Raw genomic sequence first — 18,257 nt, forward strand, 5'->3', positions numbered from 1 at the left:
GCCTGAAAACACCGGACCGGACTCTTCGCCATGCCATCCAAGCCCTTCACCCGCGCATCCCTGGCCCTGGCGGCCATGGCCGCATGCGCCACCTTCAACGCCCACGCCGTCGATATCGACGCGGGCGACTACACCGCCCTGCCTCCGGGCACCACGCTGGGCATGGTCTATTACCAGCACGCCACGCGGGACAGCCTCTATGCCAATGGCGACCAGGCGCCCATACGGCCGAGGCTGACCTCGGACATCGGCATAGCGCGCGGCGTGCACTTCATGAAGCTGGGCGACTATGTGATCGACCCGCAGTTCCTGCTGCCCTTCGGGCGCCTGTCGGCCTCGCGCGATATCGCGGCCATGGGCAGCAATACCGGCGTGGGCGACCTGATGCTGGCCGCCACCCTTTGGCTGACGAAGCCCGGCGACAAGGAGCACTTCGGCATCACCCCCTTTGTCTGGCTGCCCACGGGCCAGTACAGCCGCAACGATCCGCTGAGCCTGGGCGAGAACCGCTGGAAGGCCGCCCTGCAGGCCGGCTGGATCAAGCCGCTGGGCAAGAGCGTGACCATGGACCTGGCGGCCGATGTCACCGTCTTCGGCAAGAACGACGACTTCGGCGCCCACAGCGCCACGCTCAAGCAAAAGGCGCAGTTCCAGTTCCAGGGCCTGCTGCGCTACCACCTGTCGGACACATCGGACCTGCGCCTGGGCCTGTCGCACCTGACGGGCGGCGAGACCCAGGTCAACGGCGTGTCGCAAAGCGACCGCCAGTCCTCCACCAAGGTCTCTTTCGGCGGCGCGGTCTTTGTCGCACCCAAGACGCAGTTGCTGGCCACCGTGGGCCGCGACCTGCATGTGCGCCAGGGCTTCAAGGAGAACGCCCGCATCAACCTGCGCCTGCTGCAGGTTTTCTGAATCCACACCCCCTGTCCCCTGTCCACCACCAAGGAGCACACCATGAACCTCAGCGACATCCAGCACCAGATCACCGAACGCGCCAGCGCCTTCCTCAACCGGGGCACGCATGACCTCTTCATCGACGGCCAATGGGTGGCGGCCCAGACCGGCCAGCGCCTGTCCACCGTCAACCCGGCCACCGAGGCCGTGATCGCCGAAGTCGCCAGCGCCGGCCCGGCCGACGTGGACCTGGCCGTGCGCGCCGCGCACCGCGCGCTGCACCTGGGCCCCTGGGGCCGCATGCGCCCCGTGGAGCGCGAGCGCCTGATGCTGCGCCTGGCCGACCTCATGGAGACCCATGCCCAGGCACTGGCCGAGGTCGAATCGCTGGACAACGGAAAGTCCGCCGCCATTGCGCGCGCCGTGGACATCGCCATGGCCATCGACTCCATCCGCTACATGGCCGGCTGGGCCACCAAGATCGAGGGCATGACGCACGAGCACTCCGTGCCCTTCGCGCCCGAGGCCCAGATGTTCACCTACACCCGGCGCGAGCCCGTGGGCGTGGTAGCCGCCGTCGTGCCCTGGAACTTCCCCCTGCTCATGGCCACCTGGAAGCTGGCGCCCGCGCTGGCCGCAGGCTGCACCCTGGTGCTCAAGCCCGCCGAGCAGACGCCGCTGACCGCGCTGATGCTGGCCGAGCTGATCCAGGAAGCGGGCTTTCCGCCCGGCGTGTTCAACGTGGTCACGGGCGACGGCCCCGGCACGGGTGCGCCCCTGGTCTCGCACCCGCTGGTCAACAAGGTCAGCTTCACGGGCTCGACCGAGGTGGGCAAGCTCATCGGCCATGCCTGCATGGACAACATGACGCGCATCACGCTGGAGCTGGGCGGCAAGTCCCCCGTCATCGTGCTGGACGACTGCGATCCCGCCACGGCTGCGGCGGGTGCGGCCAATGCCATCTTCTTCAACCACGGCCAGGTCTGCTGCGCGGGCTCGCGCCTGTACGTGCACAAGAGCATGTTCGACCGCGTGGTGGCCGACGTGGCCGACCAGGCCGCCCAGCTCACCCTGGGCCATGGCCTGGACCCCAGCGCGCAGATGGGCCCGCTGGTCTCGCAGGAGCAGATGGAGCGCGTCTGCAGCTACATCGACATAGGCCGCAGCCAGGGCGCCGAGGTGGTGACGGGCGGCGCCCGCTCAGGCCAGCGCGGCTACTTCGTGCAGCCCACGGTGATGACCGGCGTGCAGCACGACCACCGCGTGGCCCGCGAGGAAATCTTCGGCCCCGTGCTCGTGGCCATGCCCTATGACGACCTCGACGAAGTCGCCGCCTGGGCCAACGACACGCCCTACGGCCTGGGCGCCAGCATCTGGTCCAACAACCTGTCCAAGGTCCACCGGCTGATCCCCAAGATCCAGTCCGGCACGGTCTGGGTCAACTGCCACAGCACCCTGGACCCGGGCATGCCCTTCGGCGGCTACAAGCAGTCCGGCATGGGCCGCGACATGGGCCGCACCGCGCTGGATGCCTATCTGGAGACCAAGTCGGTGTTCATCAATCTGTGAGTCGGATACGGCGGGCCGCTCCCTGGCCCGCCTGCACCTGGCTTCAGGAGGCCTCCGAATACCCCTTGGGCCATCCCCCCGGCCGGTCGCAGCATTCCTCCCAGCCCAGCTTGCGCGAGGTGTGGCCTATGCCGGGGTTGAAGGTGTTGGTCGGGTCCAGTTCGCGGTAAAAGCCCGCCAGCGCGGGCTTGGCCACGTAGAGGTGGCCCACGTTGTGCTCGGCCGGGTACTCGGCGCGGCGCGCGTCCAGCAGTTCCCACATGCGGTGCTCCATGGCCAGCGGGTCCACGCCCTTCTTGACGATGTAGTCCTGGTGGAAGACATGGCAGAAGAAGTGGCCGTAGTAGAGCTTGTGGACCATGTCGCGCTCGACGTCGGCAGGCAGTTGCTCCACCCATTCGCGGTCGTTGCGGCGCAGGGCCACGTCCAGGGCCACGATGTCCTCCACCTGGGCGCGGTGCACCTCGCGGTAGCGGATGGCCGCGCCCGCGATGGCGAAGCGGTGCAGGAAGGCCTTGCGCCCCTCGTCGGCATCGCACTCGAACCAGCCGCCCGTGGTGCTGCCGCTGAAGTGCCGCGTGAGGAAGTTGCGCGTGGCCTCGGCCGTGTCGTTGGACACGCGCACCAGGAGGTGGTGCTCGTAGCGGTCACGCCACTGGCGCATGCGCGCGGGCAGGTGGCTGGGCAGCAGGTTGGTCAGCGCCTGGATCACGCGGTCGGTGACGCCGCGCAGGCCGAAGCGCTCGAAGAAGCCGTCCACGCGGCTCTTGAGGGCGAAGGCGGCAGGCACCCTGGCCGTGCCGAAGCGGTCGATCAGCAGGAAGGTGTCCTTGCCGTATTTCTCGCCGATGTCGTAGGCCGTGCGGTGGATGTACTCGCCCGCGATCGGCAGGCGCGGCAGCGCGGTCAGCAGCTCGCGGCGCACGGCCGTGAGGTCGTCGGGCGCATTGCTGCCTATATAGAAGACGGTGCTGGGCTCCTTGGGAAAGGTGTCCAGCCGCACGGCGAACAGGCACAGCTTGCCGGCCGAGCCCGAGGCCTCGAACAGGCGCGAAGGGTCGGCATTGAAGCGCGCGGGCGTGTCCTCGTCCACGGCGCGCACGGCCTCGGCGTAGCGCGGGTCGGAGGCGGCGCGCTGCGCATCGTGGGCGATGTCGGACTCGGTGTAGTCGCCGTTTTGCAGCCGCGTGAGGATTTCCTCGGGCGTGCGGCCCAGGGCGATGCCCAGGTGGTTGACGAGTTCCAGCGAGCCGTCGTCGCAGACACGCGCGTACAGCGCCAGCTCGGTGTAGGCCGGGCCGCGCCGCACCAGGGCGCCGCCCGAGTTGTTGCAGATGCCGCCCAGCACCGAGGCGCCGATGCACGACGAGCCGATCACCGAATGCGGCTCGCGCCCCAGCGGCGCCAGCGCCTGCTCCAGCCGGTCCAGCGTGGCGCCGGGCAGGCAGACCACCTGGGCGCCGCCGCCAATGACCTGCACGCCGGTGATGCGCAAGGTGTTGATGAGCACGATCTCGCGGTCGTAGTCCGCGCCGTCGGGCGTGGAACCGCCCGTCAGGCCCGTGTTGGCGGCCTGCATGATGACGATGCGCCCGGCCGCCACGGCGGCCTGCACCACCTTCCACTGCTCCAGCAGCGTCGCGGGCCGCACTACGGCCAGCACCGGGCCCTCGCCCGTGCGGTGGCCCTTGCGAAAGCGGCGCGTGGCCTGGTCGTCGGTGAGCACATGGGCGGCACCCACGGCTTCGCGCAACTGCAGCAGCAGGGCCTCGCGGGAGACGACCGGAGTCTGCAGCGCGCTCATGGCTGGCGCACCAGCAGGTCGCCGGTGATGTCGGATACCTTGCTCACGCTGGTCAGAGTCATGGCCACGCGCATTTCCTTTTCCAATAGTTCCAGCAGGTGCTTGACGCCCGCCTCGCCGGAGGTGGCCAGGGCGTAGATGAAGGCGCGGCCGATCATGGCGCAGTCGGCGCCCAGGGCGATGGCGCGCACCACATCCAGGCCGTTGCGGATGCCGGAGTCGGCCAGGATCTTGATCTGGCCCTTGACCGCATCGGCAATGGCCGGCAGCGCGCGGGCCGAGGACAGCACGCCGTCGAGCTGGCGGCCGCCATGGTTGGAGACGATGATGCCGTCGGCGCCAAAGCGCACGGCGTCCTTGGCGTCCTCGGGGTCCAGGATGCCCTTGATGACCATGGGGCCCTTCCAGAAGGCGCGTATCCATTCGAGATCCTTCCAGGAGATGGAGGGATCGAAGTTGGCGCCCAGCCAGCCGATGTAGTCGGCCAGGCCCGTGGGGCTGCCCCGGTAGGCCGAGATGTTGCCCAGGTCATGCGGGCGGCCCAGCAGGCCCACGTCCATGGACCAGGCCGGGTGCGTGACCGACTGCCAGTAGCGGCGCATGGCGGCATTCGGGCCGCTCATGCCCGAATGCGCATCGCGGTAGCGCGCGCCGGGCACGGGCATGTCCACGGTGAAGACCAGGGTGGAGCAGCCGGCCGCCTGGGCACGCTCCAGCGCGTTCTGCATGAAGCCCCGGTCCTTGAGCACATAGAGCTGGAACCACATGGGGCGCTTGATCTTGGGCGCCACCTCTTCGATGGGGCAGACCGAAACCGTGGACATGGTGAAAGGAATGCCATGGGCGTCAGCCGCGCGCGCGGCCTGAACCTCGCCACGGCGGCGGTACATGCCCGTCAGGCCCACGGGCGACAGCGCCACGGGGATGGACAGCTTCTCGCCGAACAGCTCGATGCTGGTGTCCAGCCGGCTCATGTCCTTGAGCACGCGCTGGCGCAGCGCCACGGCGGCCAGGTCTTCCACATTGCGGCGCAGCGTCTGCTCGGCATAGGCGCCACCGTCGATGTAGTGGAACAGGAAAGGCGGCAGGCGCTTTTGCGCAGCCGCACGGTAGTCGGAGGTGGAGGAGATGATCATGATGGTGGTCTCATGTCTTTCGTATCAGGTCTGAAGTGGGCAGCAGCGCGGGCGCGGAGTCCAGAGGCAGCCGCATGGAGCGCTCGCGCCGCGCGCGGTCCTCGTCCAGGCGCTGGATGGTGGTGCGCACATGCTCCAGGTGCTCACCGATGCATTCGCGGGCGCGCTGCGGGTCGCCGTCCAGGATGGCCTGCATCAGGCTCTGGTGCTGCACGGTCAGCTCCTGCAGGGTCTGGGGCGCGCTCAGGCGAAACATGTCATGGCGGTTGCGCTCCACCGTGGACAGCACCACGGTGAACAGGCTGTGCATGACCTGCACCAGCACCAGGTTGTGCGAGGCCTCGGCAATGGCCAGGTGGAACTGCGCATCGGCGCGCGCCGCCAGCTCGGCGTGACCGCTTTGCTGGTGCTGGATCATCACATCGAAGCAGCGCTGGATATGGTCCTTGTCGCGCTCCGTGGCGCGCTGGGCGGCCAGCCAGGCCGTGCTGGTCTCCAGCGCATGGCGGGTTTCCAGCACGTCATAGCGGTAGTGGGAGTCGGACTCCATCAGGCCGGCCAGCGGCCGCATGGCGTCCTTGAGCCAGTCCGCAGGCTCGGCAGCCGGCTCCGGCTCCTGCAGGTAGGTGCCATCGCCGCGCCGCGCCACCAGCATGCCCTGGCTGGTGAGTTTCTGTATGGCCTCGCGCACCGAGGTGCGCGAGACACCCAGCTCGGCCGCAAGTTGCCGTTCCGCGGGCAGCCGCTGTCCGGGCTGCACTCCGCTGGCCTGCACCAGGGCAAGCAATTTCTCGACAACTTGATCGGCAACGCGCATGGGGATTCTCAGAATTGGTTTTCAGTGATTCACGGCGCTATGCGCCAGCCTCATCGCATGAAACCCGCACTGCCCAAGCCAGGGACACCGAGCAAGGGCCGCCCCGCCGCGAGGGTGTCGTCCCCCTCCCCCGCGAAGCGGGTAGAGAGGGGGAAGGCGCGCAGCGACTCAGGGGGTGTTTCATGTCAATACCCAGGAATCATCCACGTAAACACATAGGCTTGCAGCGTCGTGATCACCCCGATGATCACGGCGAACATCAGGCTGTGCTTGACCGTGAAGCGGAACAGGTCCGACTCGCGGCCTGCCAGGCCCACGGCCGCGCAGGCAATGGCGATGGACTGGGGCGAGATCATCTTGCCCGTCACGCCGCCCGTGGTGTTGGCCGCCACCGTGAGCACCTGGGGCAGGCCCAGCTGCTGCGCCGTGGTGGCCTGCAGCGCGGCGAACAGCGCGTTGGCCGAGGTGTCCGAGCCCGTCAGGAACACGCCGATCCAGCCCAGGAAGGGCGAGAAGAACGTGAACGCCTGGCCCGTGTGCGCCAGCGCCAGGGCCAGCGTGGCCGACAGGCCCGAGTAGTTGGCCACGAAGGCGAAGGCCAGCACCATGCCGATGGAGTAGATCGGCACGGCCAGTTCCCTGAAGGTCTCGCCCAGCGTGGCCACGGCCTTGGCGGGCGACAGGCGCGTGAAGGTGATGGTGATCAGCGCCGCGATCAGGATGGCCGTGCCGGTGGCCAGCAGCCAGTTGAAGGTGTAGACCGCGCCGTAGGGCGCAGCGGCGGCCACGACGGGGGGCGTCTTCTCCACCAGGTTGTGCAGGAAGGGCACGGGGATGTTGATGACGGTGGAGGCCAGCGGGCCACCTGCGGCGAACAGCGCCTTGAAGGGCTTGATGCTCCAGATCGTCACCATGGCCGTGAGGATGATGAAGGGCGACCAGGCCTTGATGACGGCGCCTGCTGTCAGCGGCGCACCGGAGGTGATGGCCGGTGCTGCAACTGCCGCAGCCTTGCCGCCCTCGCCTTCCGTGTCGAAACGGAAGATGCGCTTGGGCTGCCAGACCTTGAGGAACAGCGTCAGCGCCACCAGCGAGACGATGGCCGAGGTGATGTCCGGCAGCTCGGGGCCGATGTAGTTGGCCGTGAGGAACTGCACCACGGCGAAGGAGCCGCCGCCCACCAGCACGGCAGGCCAGGTTTCCTTGACGCCGCGCCAGCCGTCCATGATGGCCATCAGCCAGAACAGCACGAGCACGGTCATGAAGGGCAGCTGGCGCCCGGCCATCTGGCCGATGGCGAATGCATCCACGCCCGAGACCTGCCCCGCCACGATGATGGGAATGCCCATGGCGCCGAAGGCCACGGGCGCCGTGTTGGCGATCAGGCACAGCCCGGCCGCGTACAGCGGCTTGAAGCCCAGGCCCACCAGCAGCGCGGCCGTGATGGCCACGGGCGCGCCGAAACCGGCCGCGCCCTCCAGGAAGGCGCCGAAGCAAAAGCCCACCAGGATGAGCTGCAGCCGCTGGTCGGGCGTGACCGACAGGATGGACGAGCGGATCACGTCGAACTGCCCCGTCTTGACCGAAATCTTGTAGAGGAACACGGCCGCCACGATGATCCAGGCGATGGGCCACAGGCCGTAGAAGAAGCCGTACACGGCCGAGGCCAGTGCCGCGCTCACGGGCATCTTGTAGAACAGCAGCGCCACGCCCAGCGCCAGCGCCACGGTGACGGTGCCGGCCTGGTAGCCCTTGAGACGGAACCTGGTCAGCGCCAGGAAGAAAAAGATGATGGGAATCAGCGCGATCAGCGCCGAGATCCAGATGTTCCCGGCGGGATCGTAGTTCTGCTGCCAGATGGTTTGCATGACCGTGTCTCTAGATGATGGGGAGGGCGCGGTAAGCGCCCCTTGTCGGCCACTCCCTCTCGTTGCAGCGTTGGCATGCGGTGCGATCCGCACAGGATGTCTGCTGGCTGGCCGCAACGGTGACCGGGAGTGTTCCCCGCGCTGGCACCTTGTGGGCCATTGGCAAATTGGTCCAACCAATTAAACCAAAATTCAGACCATTGCGCGAAGTGGTGCGATTCTCAGAGCTTTCAAGTGGGCAGATGAACAGGGTAAACACCTAAAAGAGTGCAGATAATGCACCACGATGTTTATTGGTCAGACCAATTATGAATGTTTCGGTGCAACGCATGCTCAAGTCCCCGGCCAGGCAAGGCCCCCGGGCGGTGCACAAACGCAGCGCACGCGGGGAAAAGATCGGCGGCAGCGCTGTGCCCGCAGGTCCGGCGCTCATGCCTGACGTCCCCAACGGAAAAGCCCGCTCCCTACAATGCAGCCTCAGCGGTCGGTGTACCGCCCTTGTACCTTCGGCGCCCGGTCATCCCGGGCGCCCATTAAATCGCCGTGTATCCGGACGGCGGTGGCTGATTGAACGGAGCCCATCCATGAACCACATTCCTGCGCGCCGCTCGGCGCTGCGCCAGGCGGCTGCCTGCGTGCTGGCCGCCTCCACCTTGTCCAGCCTGCCTGCGCTGGCCGCCGAACCCGCCGTGCTGCGCGTCTCGGCCATCCCGGATGAAGCTCCCACCGAGCTGCAGCGCAAGTTCGAGCCGCTGGGCAAGTACCTCTCGGCCCAGACCGGCATGAAGGTGGTGTTCACGCCCGTGACCGACTACGCCGCCGTGGTCGAGTCGCTGGCCACGCGCAAGCTGGATCTGGCCTGGCTGGGCGGCTTCACCTTCGTGCAGGCCAAGATCCGCACCAACGGCACGGCCATCCCCATCGTGCAGCGCGAGGAAGACGCCAAGTTCACCTCCAAGTTCATCACGGCCAACCCCGCCATCAAGACCCTGGCCGACCTCAAGGGCAAGAGCTTTGCCTTTGGCGCGCCCTCGTCCACCTCGGGCAGCCTGATGCCGCGCTTTTTCCTGCAGCAGGACGGCATCAACCCCGAGAAGGACTTCAAGACCGTGGCCTTCTCCGGCGCGCATGACGCCACCGTGGCCTTCGTGGCCGCAGGCAAGGCCGAGGCCGGCGTGCTCAATGCATCGGTCTGGGACAAGCTGGTGGAGAGCAAGAAGGTCGATACCAGCAAGGTGCGCGTGTTCGCCACCACGCCGCCCTACTTCGACTACAACTGGACCGTGCGCGGCGACCTGGACCCGGCCCTGGTCAAGAAGCTGACCGACGCCTTCCTGGCGCTGGACCCGGCCAAGCCCGAGCACAAGGCCATCCTGGAGCTGCAGCGCGCCGCGCGCTTCGTGCCCACCCAGGCCTCGAACTACGAAGGCATCGAGGCTGCCGCCAAGTCGGCCGGCCTGCTCAAGTAAGCCGCAGCAGGCGCAATCCATGAGCTTTGAACTGCAAGGCGTGGGCCTGACCCACGCCGGCGGCGGCATTGCGCTGCGTGGCGTGACGCTGGCCGCACGCCAGGGCGAAGCCATTGCGCTGATCGGCCCCTCGGGCGCGGGCAAGACCACGCTGCTGTCCGTCATCGGCACGGCGCTGGCGCCCAGCCAGGGCCGGCGCAGCGTGCTGGGCGACGAGGTGCCTGCGTCCAGCGCGGGGGCTCCCCGGCTGCTGCGCGCGCGCATCGGCACGGTGCACCAGGCGCCGCCCATACCGCCGCGCCAGCGCGTGGTCACGGCCGTGCTGGCCGGGCGGCTGGGCCGGTGGCCGGCCTGGAAGGCGCTGGCCTCGCTGCTGTACCCACAGGACACCGCCGGCGCGCGCGAGGCCCTGGCCCGCGTGCAGCTGGCAGACAAGCTGTTCGCGCGCTGCGACCAGCTCTCTGGCGGGCAGCTGCAGCGCGTGGGCATTGCCCGCGTGCTCTACCAGCAGGCCGAGCTCATCCTGGCCGACGAGCCCGTGGCCGCGCTGGACCCGGCCCTGGCCCTGTCCACCGTGCAACTGCTGGTGCACGAAGCGGCCGCGCGCGGCGCCACCCTGGTCGCCAGCCTGCATGCCGTGGACCTGGCGCTGGCCTGCTTTGCGCGCATCGTGGGCATACGCGATGGCGCCATCGCCTTCGACCTGCCGGTGGCTGAAGTCACGCAAGAACATCTGCGTGCGCTGTATGGGTCCGAGCATCCTGGCGATGATCCCTCCCGCCCTGCGTGGACACCCGCGCCCGCCGCCTTTGCCGCACCGCTGTCCGCATCCGCATGCCGTTGAGTTCCGATCTGCACGCGCTGCGTGACCCCGCCGCACCCCGCCGCCTCGGCGCACTGGTGCTGGCCGCCGTCGTGCTGTGGCCGCTGTTCCAGGGCGCGGGCTTCAGCCTGGGCGCGCTGTTCGATCCCGGCAACCTGCAGGTCATAGGCCGCTTTCTGGCCACCTTCCTGCCGCCCGAGACCGGGCGCGACTTCCTCGGCTACCTGGGCCGCGCCACGCTGGAGACCCTGGCCATTGCCACGGCCGGCATGGCCCTGGCCTTTGTGCTGGCCGTGCCGCTGGCCTACCTCGTCACGGGCGCCGCGAGCGAGCGGCGGGCGCTCAATCCCGTCACGCGCGGCCTGCTCACCATCCTGCGCGGCGTGCCCGAGCTGGTCTGGGCCCTGGTCTTCGTGCGCGTCTTCGGCCTGGGGCCGGCCGCTGGCGTGCTGGCCCTGGGCCTGACCTATGGCGGCATGCTGGCCAAGGTCTATGCGGAAATCCTGGAATCGGCCGACCCCGCGCCCGCACGTGCCCTGGCGCAGGCCGGCGCGCGCCGGCCGCTGGCCATGCTCTACGGCCTGCTGCCCCAGGCCGCGCGCGAACTGACCTCGTACACCGTCTACCGCTGGGAGTGCGCCATACGCGCCTCGGTGGTCATGGGCTTTGTGGGCGCGGGCGGCCTGGGCCAGCTCATGGACCAGGCCATGAAGATGCTCAACGGCGGCGAGGCCTCCACCATCTTGCTGACCTTCATGCTGCTCGTCTGGGGCGCCGACCTGCTCTCGCGCGGCCTGCGCCGCGCGCTGGACACGCCACCCGCCGCACGCGCCAGCGCCTGGGGCTGGCGCAGCGCCCTCACCTGCGCCGCCCTGGCGCTGGGCGTGGCCGCCAGCTTTGCCATGCTGGAGATGGACCTGCCCTCGCTGTTCACCGGCGCGGCGGGCCGGTCCATGCTGGAATTCGTCATCAGCTTCTTCCCGCCCGACACCAGCGCCGAATGGCTGCGCAAGGTGGCCGTGGGCGTGTGGGAGACGCTGGCCATCTCCGTGGTCGGCACCCTGCTGGCGGCCGTGCTGGGCCTGCTGCTGGCGCTGCCGCGCTGGCGCGCTCCCTGGAGCCTGGTGCTCAACGTGCTGCGCTCCGTGCCCGAGCTGGTCTGGGCCACCATCACCGCCCTGGCCGTGGGCCTGGGCCCGTTCGCAGGCGCGCTGGCGTTGGCGCTGCACACGGCCGGCGTGCTGGGGCGCCTCTATGCCGAGGCCCTGCAGAACCAGCCCGCCGCCCCCACCCAAGCGCTGCGCCTGTCCGGCAGCGGCCGCGCCATGGCCTTCCTCTACGCGACGCTGCCCGGCGCCGCGCCGCAGTTGCTGGCCTACACGCTGTACCGCTGGGAGATGAACATCCGCATGGCCGCCATCCTGGGCTTCGTGGGCGCGGGCGGGCTGGGGCAGCTGCTGTACTTCGAGCTGTCGCTGTTCCACTACGCCCAGGCCAGCACCGTCATCATCGCCATGCTGGCGCTGTCCGTGGCCGTGGACTGGGCCAGCGCGGCGCTGCGAAGGCGCATGGGTTAGGTGGTGGAGGCCGCGGCGCCCTCGCCTTCCACCTCGACCAGGTAGTCGATCAGCGCCCGCAGCTTCAGCGGCACATGGCGCGTGGGCGCATAGACCGCATGCACCACGCGCGGCGCGTACTTGCCGCACAGCGCCCAGCCCGGCAGCACGTGCGCCAGCTGCCCGGCCTGCAGCGCCGCCTGCGCGGCAAAGTCGGCCACCACGCCTATGCCCGGCCCCTGCTGCAACGCGTGGATGATGCCCAGGCTGCTGGCAATGGTGATGGGCGTATTCACCAGCAGCCGTGTGGCGGGCGCGGCCGCAGGGTGGAGCGGGCGCAATTCCACCTCGTTCTGGAACTGCCCGTAGCCCAGGCTGATGAAGGGATGCGCCAGCAACTGCTCAGGCGCACCGATGGCCTCATGTCGCGCCAAGTAGCCGGGTGTGGAGACCAGCACATAGCGGATGGTCTTGAGCGGCCGCGCCACCAGCCCCGGCGCGATCTGGCCCGGCACGCTGATGCGCAGGCCCAGGTCCAGCCCCTCGGCCACCAGGTCCACCATGCGGTCCGTCATGTCCACCTGCACCTGCACCTCGGGCCAGCGCGCGCAAAAGCCCGGCAGCAGCGGCGACAGCCAGATATCGCCCAGCACGGCCGGCGCGCTGATCTTCAGCAGCCCGCGCGGCTGCTGGCGCAGCTGGCCGGCCAGCGCCTGCACGGCCTGTGCATCCGCCACCAGCCGCAGGCAGGCCTGGTGGATCTCGGCCCCCGCCTCGGTCAGCGAAAGCGAGCGCGTGGTGCGCTGCAGCAGCCGCAGCCCGAAATGCGCCTCCAGCCGCCCCACGCTGCGGCTCACGGCCGAGGTCGTCAGCCCCAATTGCCGGGCCGCGCCCGCAAAGCTCTGGTGCTCCACCACGCGGGCGAAGACCAGCATTTCATCCAGGGGCATGGCGGTATCGGGCAAGGCGCTACTCCGGTCTTTGTTGCACGGCAGGCAATATTAATTTGAATGAATGGCAGATTGTTGATTGATTGCAGGGTCCGCAAGATACGGCCATGCGCTCCATACCGAAGCGCGCCCAGGAATCGACACCATGTCCCACAGCCCCAGCCTCACCTCTGCAACCTCACCTACACGGCCCCGAACCAGCCAGGGCGGCACCTGGCGCATGCTGCTGGCCATGGCGCTGTCGGGCACCATCGGCCTGCTCGTCGTGGAAAGCGCGCTGCCGCCGCTGCTGGTCGTATTCGCCCGCTGCGTGCTGGGCGCACTGGGCCTGGGCCTGTGGCTGGCCTGGCGGCGCGAATGGGTCGCCCCTCAAGGCCGTGAATGGCTGTGGCTGGCCGGCGGCGGCATCGCCCTGGTATTGAACTGGGTCGCCCTCTTCAGTGCCTACCACTACAGCTCCATCGCCGTGGCCACCGTGGTCTACCACGTGCAGCCCTTCATGCTGCTGGCTCTGTCGGCCCTGCAGGGCGAGCCCGTCGAACGCCGCAAGCTGCCCTGGCTGCTGCTGGCCCTGTTGGGGGTGGCGCTGAGCAGCGGCCTGGTCGGGCTGGATGGCATGGATGCATCGCATGCTGGAACAGGCGCCTGGATAGGCGTGGCCCTGGCCCTGCTGGCCGCCGCTCTCTACGCAGGCACCACGGTGGCCACGCGCCGTCTGGGCCACATGCCCTCGGCCCAGATCGCCATGCTGCAGATGCTGGCGGGCGGACTGGTGCTGAGCCTGTGGGCCCTGCCCCTGCTCACCCATATCGCCGCAGCCAGCCCTCAATTGCTGTCAGCGCGCGCCGCTTCCATGGTGCTGACCCTGGGGCTGGTCCATACGGCCTTCATGTACACAGTGATGTATGCCGCATTCCAGCGGCTGCCGGCGCCCGCCATTGCGGCACTGTCTTTCGTCTACCCCGCCATGGCCTTGCTGGTGGACCTGGTCTGGTTTGGCGCTGTTCCGTCGGCGGCGCAGTGGGCGGGAATGGGCTTCATCCTCGTCGCAGTCGTGGGCCATCGCGCAGGCATTGCATTGCGCCGCCATTGAGCCCCTGTGAATTCCGGAGATTTCTGGAATTCATACATCCTTCATGAACTCCATCCAATTGTTTCAAGATATTTCCAATAAAGAGGCGCACAGTACATTTCGAATTATTTTTCCCCTTTCCGCCCGTATGCTCTCCCGGCTTTCCGCCATTCGCATTCATTCAGCCGGAATACAGAGGGAGAAATAATTGGCCACTATCGAAAAAGGATTGATGGTAGACAAAAGCGTCGAAGTCAAGACCTATCCGTCCATAGAGCACGGCGCCTTGCTGTCCGTCACATCCATCGTGCTACACCGCACTGACTCGTCCACGGCCGCCAGCGTGCTCAATGCCTACAAGAGCGGCCAGAAGACGGGGGCGCACTTTCTGATCGAGAAGGACGGGAAGATCTACCAGACGGCCAGTCTGGAAAAGATCTGCTGGCATGTGGGAATTCTTCAGCCGCGCTGCGTCAACGAGAGCACCTGCGATCCCACGGAACTCAAGAACATCAATGCCCTGCTGCACCAAAAGGGCCTGAGCTTCAGCAAGCGGGCCAAGAATGTGTCATCGCACGAGAACACAAAGGCCTATCCGTTGCGCTATCCGGCCAACAGCGACTCCGTGGGCATCGAGGTGGTGGGCCGTTTCCTGCCATCGACCAAGGATTACGAGGCGCCCACCCAATCGCAGCTGTTCCAGACCAAATGGCTGACCCAGCAATTGGTGGACCACTACAAGCTCAAGCTTCTGTCCGATGTCTACTCCCACGGTGCCATTGCCCGCAAGGAAGCGACCGAAGGCGCCCAATTGCTGCGCTACATCTTCACGGGAGCCTGAGCCATGTCATCCAGCCAGCTTTTCAACAATCCCTCTCGCAGCCTGCGCATTGCGGCCTGGGCTGCCGTGATGCTGTGCCTGCATGCGCCGCTGCAAGCCTCATCTACTTCCACATCCACATCCACGCCCACGCCCAAACACGCGGCCAAGGCGGCACCCATTTCCGTCATCGGCCCGGTCACCCGTTCCGTGGGCACGGGCGAGACCATGGGATGCGAGAAAGTCAGTCTGGACGCCGCCGACGTGGCCCGCTATTTCGCGACGGCAAAGCAAGTCTCGGCTGGCAGCTTCCACGAGGAATCCATCATCCTGCCCTGCAGTTTCAGCGGACGGCTGCTGCGCTCGGGCAAGGTCTATGAATGGAACATCAACGCCGCCGGTGCCGGCTACCTGCGCAGTGAAGATGGCGATCACGACCTGCGCTACCTGTGCCGCAAGGCCTGCGAGAAGGCATTGCCGCAGTTGACGGGGCTTTGACCTGTTGTTCAGACATTTTCTACAAAGGCGTCTAATCACTCCGATTGAGTGATGCCCCATCCTCCTGTCAAACACAGCGGATACGATGGCGCCTCCCACAATATTCCCAACAGACCATGGAACGACTGATTTCCCAAGGAATGCATGCCTTCAGCCAGGGCGACCACGCGCGCATGCATGCGCTATGGGCCGGCACCACGGTTTTCAGCCATCTGGACAACGAAGCGATTGCCAGCCTCTTGACCAGCATTCAGGCCACTGCCGAATCAGGCCAGGGTAGCGAATGGTCATGGCTGATGCTGTGCCTGGTATATCTCGATTCCAGTGACCAATTCACCGAGGACCGCAGTGCGGCATTGCGCCAAGTCGGCGAATGGGCGCAGCGCGCACTGGCAATGTCACCAGGCAATGCCTATGGACACCGCTATTTGGGCAGTGCCCACTATTGGCTGGACGAACCCGAGCCCGCGCTGGCGGCCTACCGCAAGTCTCATGCCTTGCAGCCCCAGGTGGACTTGCAAGCCCGCATTTTCGAGATGGAGCATGCCGTGCCCTGGCGCAGCATCTTTTCCTATCCCGAGTTGGCTGATAGCCCGGCGGCACCCGACTACTACACGGCCGGCGTGACCGTGAGCAAGTGGAAGCGCCCCGACACGGATGCAGCGGCCCTGCAGGAAATCGAGCGCCTGCAGACCACACTCTACGAACGCTGTCTGGAGCGCTTCGCCAGCACCGGCACGCCGGCAAACGGCCAGGAGGCCGCGCCCACCGCGCTGGACATCCACACCTATGCCATGTGCTGCAACAACCTGGGCGTGCTGTACAACGCACATGAACAGTACGAGCAGGCGGCCGCCGTCCTCGAAGCCGGGCTGCAGCAGACCTGTTTCCAGGCCCTGCTGGAAAACCTGCGCCATGCCTATCGGCAACTGGGTAACCGCAAGCAAGCCACCGACCTGTCACTGCTACTGATGGAGGACTACGCGCTTGACACCGGCCTGTATCTGGACTGCGCGCAGACTGCATGCGCCTATCTCAACGAGACCAGCCACCACCAGGACGTCCTCGACATCGTGGCCGAAGCCGAGCGCCGCTATGCGCAGCTTTCGCCGCAGCAACAGCAAGCGCAATGGGAAGTTCGCAGCATGAGCTTCGTTCATGCGCACAAGGTCACCGCCCTCAGGGCCCTGGGCCAGCTCAAGGCCTCGCACCTTCAGCCTGAACTGGTCGAGATCGCCCTGCGCCACGATCCGGGCGATGCCCAATTGCTCGGCATACGCGCCCACATGCAGGGAGCCCGGCAGCAGGTGGGTGGAAAAGGCGGATTCTGGTCGCGCCTGTTCGGCTGAGCCACACCGGGCGACCGGGCCACCAAGAAATGTAGGCCGCCCAAGATGCTGGCAACCCTCAAAAGACTCCCAACGCCAGCCCGGCCCCCATCGCCTCCCCCAACGCCCGGCACTGCTCCAGCTCAGCTGCGGCAATCCGCTTGGGCGCCAGGATGGCTTCGGTGGTCTGGGCGTGGGTGCAGATGATCAGGGGCTCGGCCACGGGCTTAAGGCGCCAGCCGGTGGCGATGCGGGCGATCTGGCGGGCGGCGTTCTGGCCGTCGCTGCCCGCGCAGATGAGGCTGGCATAGGGCCGGCCATTGAGGTGGTCCAGCGCCGCGTAGTAGCTGCGGTCGAAGAAGTCCTTGAGCTGGCCGCTGATGGCGGCCAGGTTTTCCGGGGTGGCGAAGAGGTAGCCGTCGGCGGACAGCACATCGTCGGGGCCGGCCTCGGAGGCATGCAGCAGGCGCACCTGCACGCCCTGGCCTTCGGCCGCTGCGCCGTCGCGCGCGGCCTCGGCCATCTGGCGAGTGCCGCCGGTCATGGAGTGGTAGACGATCAGCAGGGTCTTGCTTGCGTTCATGCCGCGAGCATAGACCGATGGTGGGAGAACCGGGCCGCTCCCGCCACGGTGCGGCTCAGGTAACCCCTCTGCCGGCCCCATCCGTCAGCGACGCCACGGAAGGCCTGATCCATTGCGGATCATCGAGCTGCCGTTGAATGCAGTCGCGCAACCATTGATGCGCGGGATCCGCCTGATGGCGCGGATGCCAGGCCATGCGCATGGGCTGCACCTGCACGTCGATGGGCAAGGCAAACACCACCAGCCCCAGCGATGCAGCCATGCCATGCGCCGTGCGTGTCGGCACGCAGGCCACCAGGTCGGTGCGGGAAGCCGCAATCAGGGCCGAGAACGAACTGGGCACCAGCAGCGCCAGTTGCCGCTGCAGGCCCAGCGCCTCCAGGGCAGCGTCCACGGGCGAGCTTTCACCCGGGCGCTGGGTGATGCCGACGTGGCGCGCGGCGGCGAACTGCGCGGCGCTCGGCCGTTGCGACTTTCTGGCGGACTTCAACAGGGGATGGCCGGCGCGCACGACGCCCACCAAGGTCTGCTCCGATATCACCAGGCTCTCGGTTTCCGGGTCCATGCTGCGAAAGCTGCCCACATCCAGGTCGATGCGGCCTTCGCGCAGGGCCCCCGGGTCAGCATGGGTTTCGGGCAGGAACTGCAGGCTGGCCAGCGGCATTTCCGCCTCCAGCGCACGCGAGAGGCTGGCACCGAAGACGACGGCAATGCCTTCGGGCGCCCGCACCACGAAGCGGCGGCGCAGGCCCGCCAGTCCTCCCGCATCGACAGGGTCCTGCAGCGCCCGCGCCTGTGCCAGCAGCGCGCGCACCGGCTCCGCCAGGGCCAGCGCGCGCGGCGTGGGCACCAGGCTGCGGCCCGCACGCACCAGGATGGGATCGCCAAACGCCTCCCTGATGCGTGCCAGCGTATGGCTCATGGCGGGAGTGCTCAGGTGCATGCGCCCGGCCGCCTGCGTCACGCTGCCGGTGCTGAGCAAGGCATCCAGTGCAATCAGCAGGTTGAGGTCGTATATGTTCGCCATGCGAAATCATACGTTCAATACATTGCACTGTACAAAACCCACA

General features: G+C 67.5%; 16 protein-coding genes. 9 read left to right on the top strand and 7 right to left on the bottom strand.

Annotation, left to right across the window (positions count from 1 at the left end):
* The first annotated feature begins 30 nt into the window (after positions 1-30).
* Positions 31-912, top strand: coding sequence for a transporter (locus IB269_RS17320; protein WP_192367799.1), 882 nt, complete (start codon positions 31-33; stop codon positions 910-912).
* A gap of 42 nt (positions 913-954) precedes the next feature.
* On the top strand, positions 955-2,463 hold the full coding sequence (locus IB269_RS17325) for an aldehyde dehydrogenase family protein (protein ID WP_065345663.1): 1,509 nt from the start codon (positions 955-957) through the stop codon (positions 2,461-2,463).
* Positions 2,464-2,506: 43 nt separating this feature from the next.
* Here IB269_RS17325 and dld read toward each other — a convergent pair whose 3' ends face one another.
* The 4 genes from dld to lldP form a co-directional block, all read right to left on the bottom strand.
* Complete coding sequence (dld, locus tag IB269_RS17330; protein WP_192367800.1) at positions 2,507-4,267, bottom strand: D-lactate dehydrogenase; 1,761 nt, start codon at positions 4,265-4,267, stop codon at positions 2,507-2,509.
* Positions 4,264-5,403 (bottom strand): FMN-dependent L-lactate dehydrogenase LldD, encoded by a 1,140-nt coding sequence (lldD, locus tag IB269_RS17335; protein WP_012205184.1) that lies wholly within the window; start codon positions 5,401-5,403, stop codon positions 4,264-4,266. The genes dld and lldD overlap by 4 nt, the downstream gene beginning before the upstream one ends.
* 10 nt (positions 5,404-5,413) lie before the next feature.
* Positions 5,414-6,220 carry a transcriptional regulator LldR gene (lldR, locus tag IB269_RS17340; RefSeq protein ID WP_192367801.1) on the bottom strand — a complete coding sequence of 269 codons (807 nt, stop codon included), beginning with the start codon at positions 6,218-6,220 and terminating at the stop codon, positions 5,414-5,416.
* Positions 6,221-6,405: 185 nt separating this feature from the next.
* Positions 6,406-8,088, bottom strand: coding sequence for an L-lactate permease (gene lldP, locus IB269_RS17345; protein WP_192367802.1), 1,683 nt, complete (start codon positions 8,086-8,088; stop codon positions 6,406-6,408).
* Positions 8,089-8,672: 584 nt separating this feature from the next.
* On the opposite strand from lldP, the gene IB269_RS17350 reads away from it, so the two are divergent.
* Genes IB269_RS17350 through IB269_RS17360 form a run of 3 tightly spaced genes read left to right on the top strand, consistent with a single transcriptional unit; the run spans position 8,673 to position 11,957 of the window.
* Complete coding sequence (locus IB269_RS17350; protein WP_043820849.1) at positions 8,673-9,557, top strand: putative selenate ABC transporter substrate-binding protein; 885 nt, start codon at positions 8,673-8,675, stop codon at positions 9,555-9,557.
* A 19-nt stretch (positions 9,558-9,576) separates the two neighbouring features.
* A complete protein-coding gene (locus tag IB269_RS17355) occupies positions 9,577-10,401 on the top strand; it encodes a phosphonate ABC transporter ATP-binding protein (RefSeq protein WP_192367803.1) in 825 nt (274 codons plus the stop codon).
* Positions 10,392-11,957, top strand: coding sequence for a PhnE/PtxC family ABC transporter permease (locus IB269_RS17360; RefSeq protein WP_192367804.1), 1,566 nt, complete (start codon positions 10,392-10,394; stop codon positions 11,955-11,957). Before IB269_RS17355 ends, IB269_RS17360 begins: the two co-directional genes overlap by 10 nt.
* Here IB269_RS17360 and IB269_RS17365 read toward each other — a convergent pair.
* Positions 11,954-12,886, bottom strand: coding sequence for a LysR family transcriptional regulator (locus tag IB269_RS17365; protein ID WP_192368189.1), 933 nt, complete (start codon positions 12,884-12,886; stop codon positions 11,954-11,956). The genes IB269_RS17360 and IB269_RS17365 overlap by 4 nt on opposite strands.
* 145 nt (positions 12,887-13,031) lie before the next feature.
* Here IB269_RS17365 and IB269_RS17370 point away from each other — a divergent pair, with 145 nt between their 5' ends.
* The 4 genes from IB269_RS17370 (at position 13,032) to IB269_RS17385 (ending at position 16,625) form a co-directional block, all read left to right on the top strand.
* Complete coding sequence (locus tag IB269_RS17370) at positions 13,032-13,979, top strand: DMT family transporter (RefSeq protein WP_192367805.1); 948 nt, start codon at positions 13,032-13,034, stop codon at positions 13,977-13,979.
* Positions 13,980-14,190: 211 nt separating this feature from the next.
* On the top strand, positions 14,191-14,799 hold the full coding sequence (locus IB269_RS17375) for an N-acetylmuramoyl-L-alanine amidase (protein ID WP_013802750.1): 609 nt from the start codon (positions 14,191-14,193) through the stop codon (positions 14,797-14,799).
* Between the two features lie 3 nt (positions 14,800-14,802).
* On the top strand, positions 14,803-15,276 hold the full coding sequence (locus IB269_RS17380; protein WP_192367806.1) for a hypothetical protein: 474 nt from the start codon (positions 14,803-14,805) through the stop codon (positions 15,274-15,276).
* A 116-nt stretch (positions 15,277-15,392) separates the two neighbouring features.
* Positions 15,393-16,625, top strand: a complete 1,233-nt coding sequence (locus tag IB269_RS17385; RefSeq protein WP_192367807.1) for a hypothetical protein — start codon at positions 15,393-15,395, stop codon at positions 16,623-16,625.
* Positions 16,626-16,683: 58 nt separating this feature from the next.
* Here the strand turns inward: IB269_RS17385 and IB269_RS17390 are convergent, their stop codons facing one another.
* Together IB269_RS17390 and IB269_RS17395 are read right to left on the bottom strand one after the other, a co-directional pair.
* A complete protein-coding gene (locus IB269_RS17390) occupies positions 16,684-17,187 on the bottom strand; it encodes a flavodoxin family protein (protein WP_013802753.1) in 504 nt (167 codons plus the stop codon).
* Positions 17,188-17,242: 55 nt separating this feature from the next.
* Positions 17,243-18,214, bottom strand: a complete 972-nt coding sequence (locus tag IB269_RS17395) for a LysR family transcriptional regulator (protein ID WP_192367808.1) — start codon at positions 18,212-18,214, stop codon at positions 17,243-17,245.
* Positions 18,215-18,257: the final 43 nt, after the last annotated feature.

The sequence above is a fragment of the Delftia sp. DLF01 genome (assembly GCF_014852125.1).
In the GTDB taxonomy this organism is placed as follows: Bacteria; Pseudomonadota; Gammaproteobacteria; order Burkholderiales; family Burkholderiaceae_C; genus Comamonas; species Comamonas acidovorans.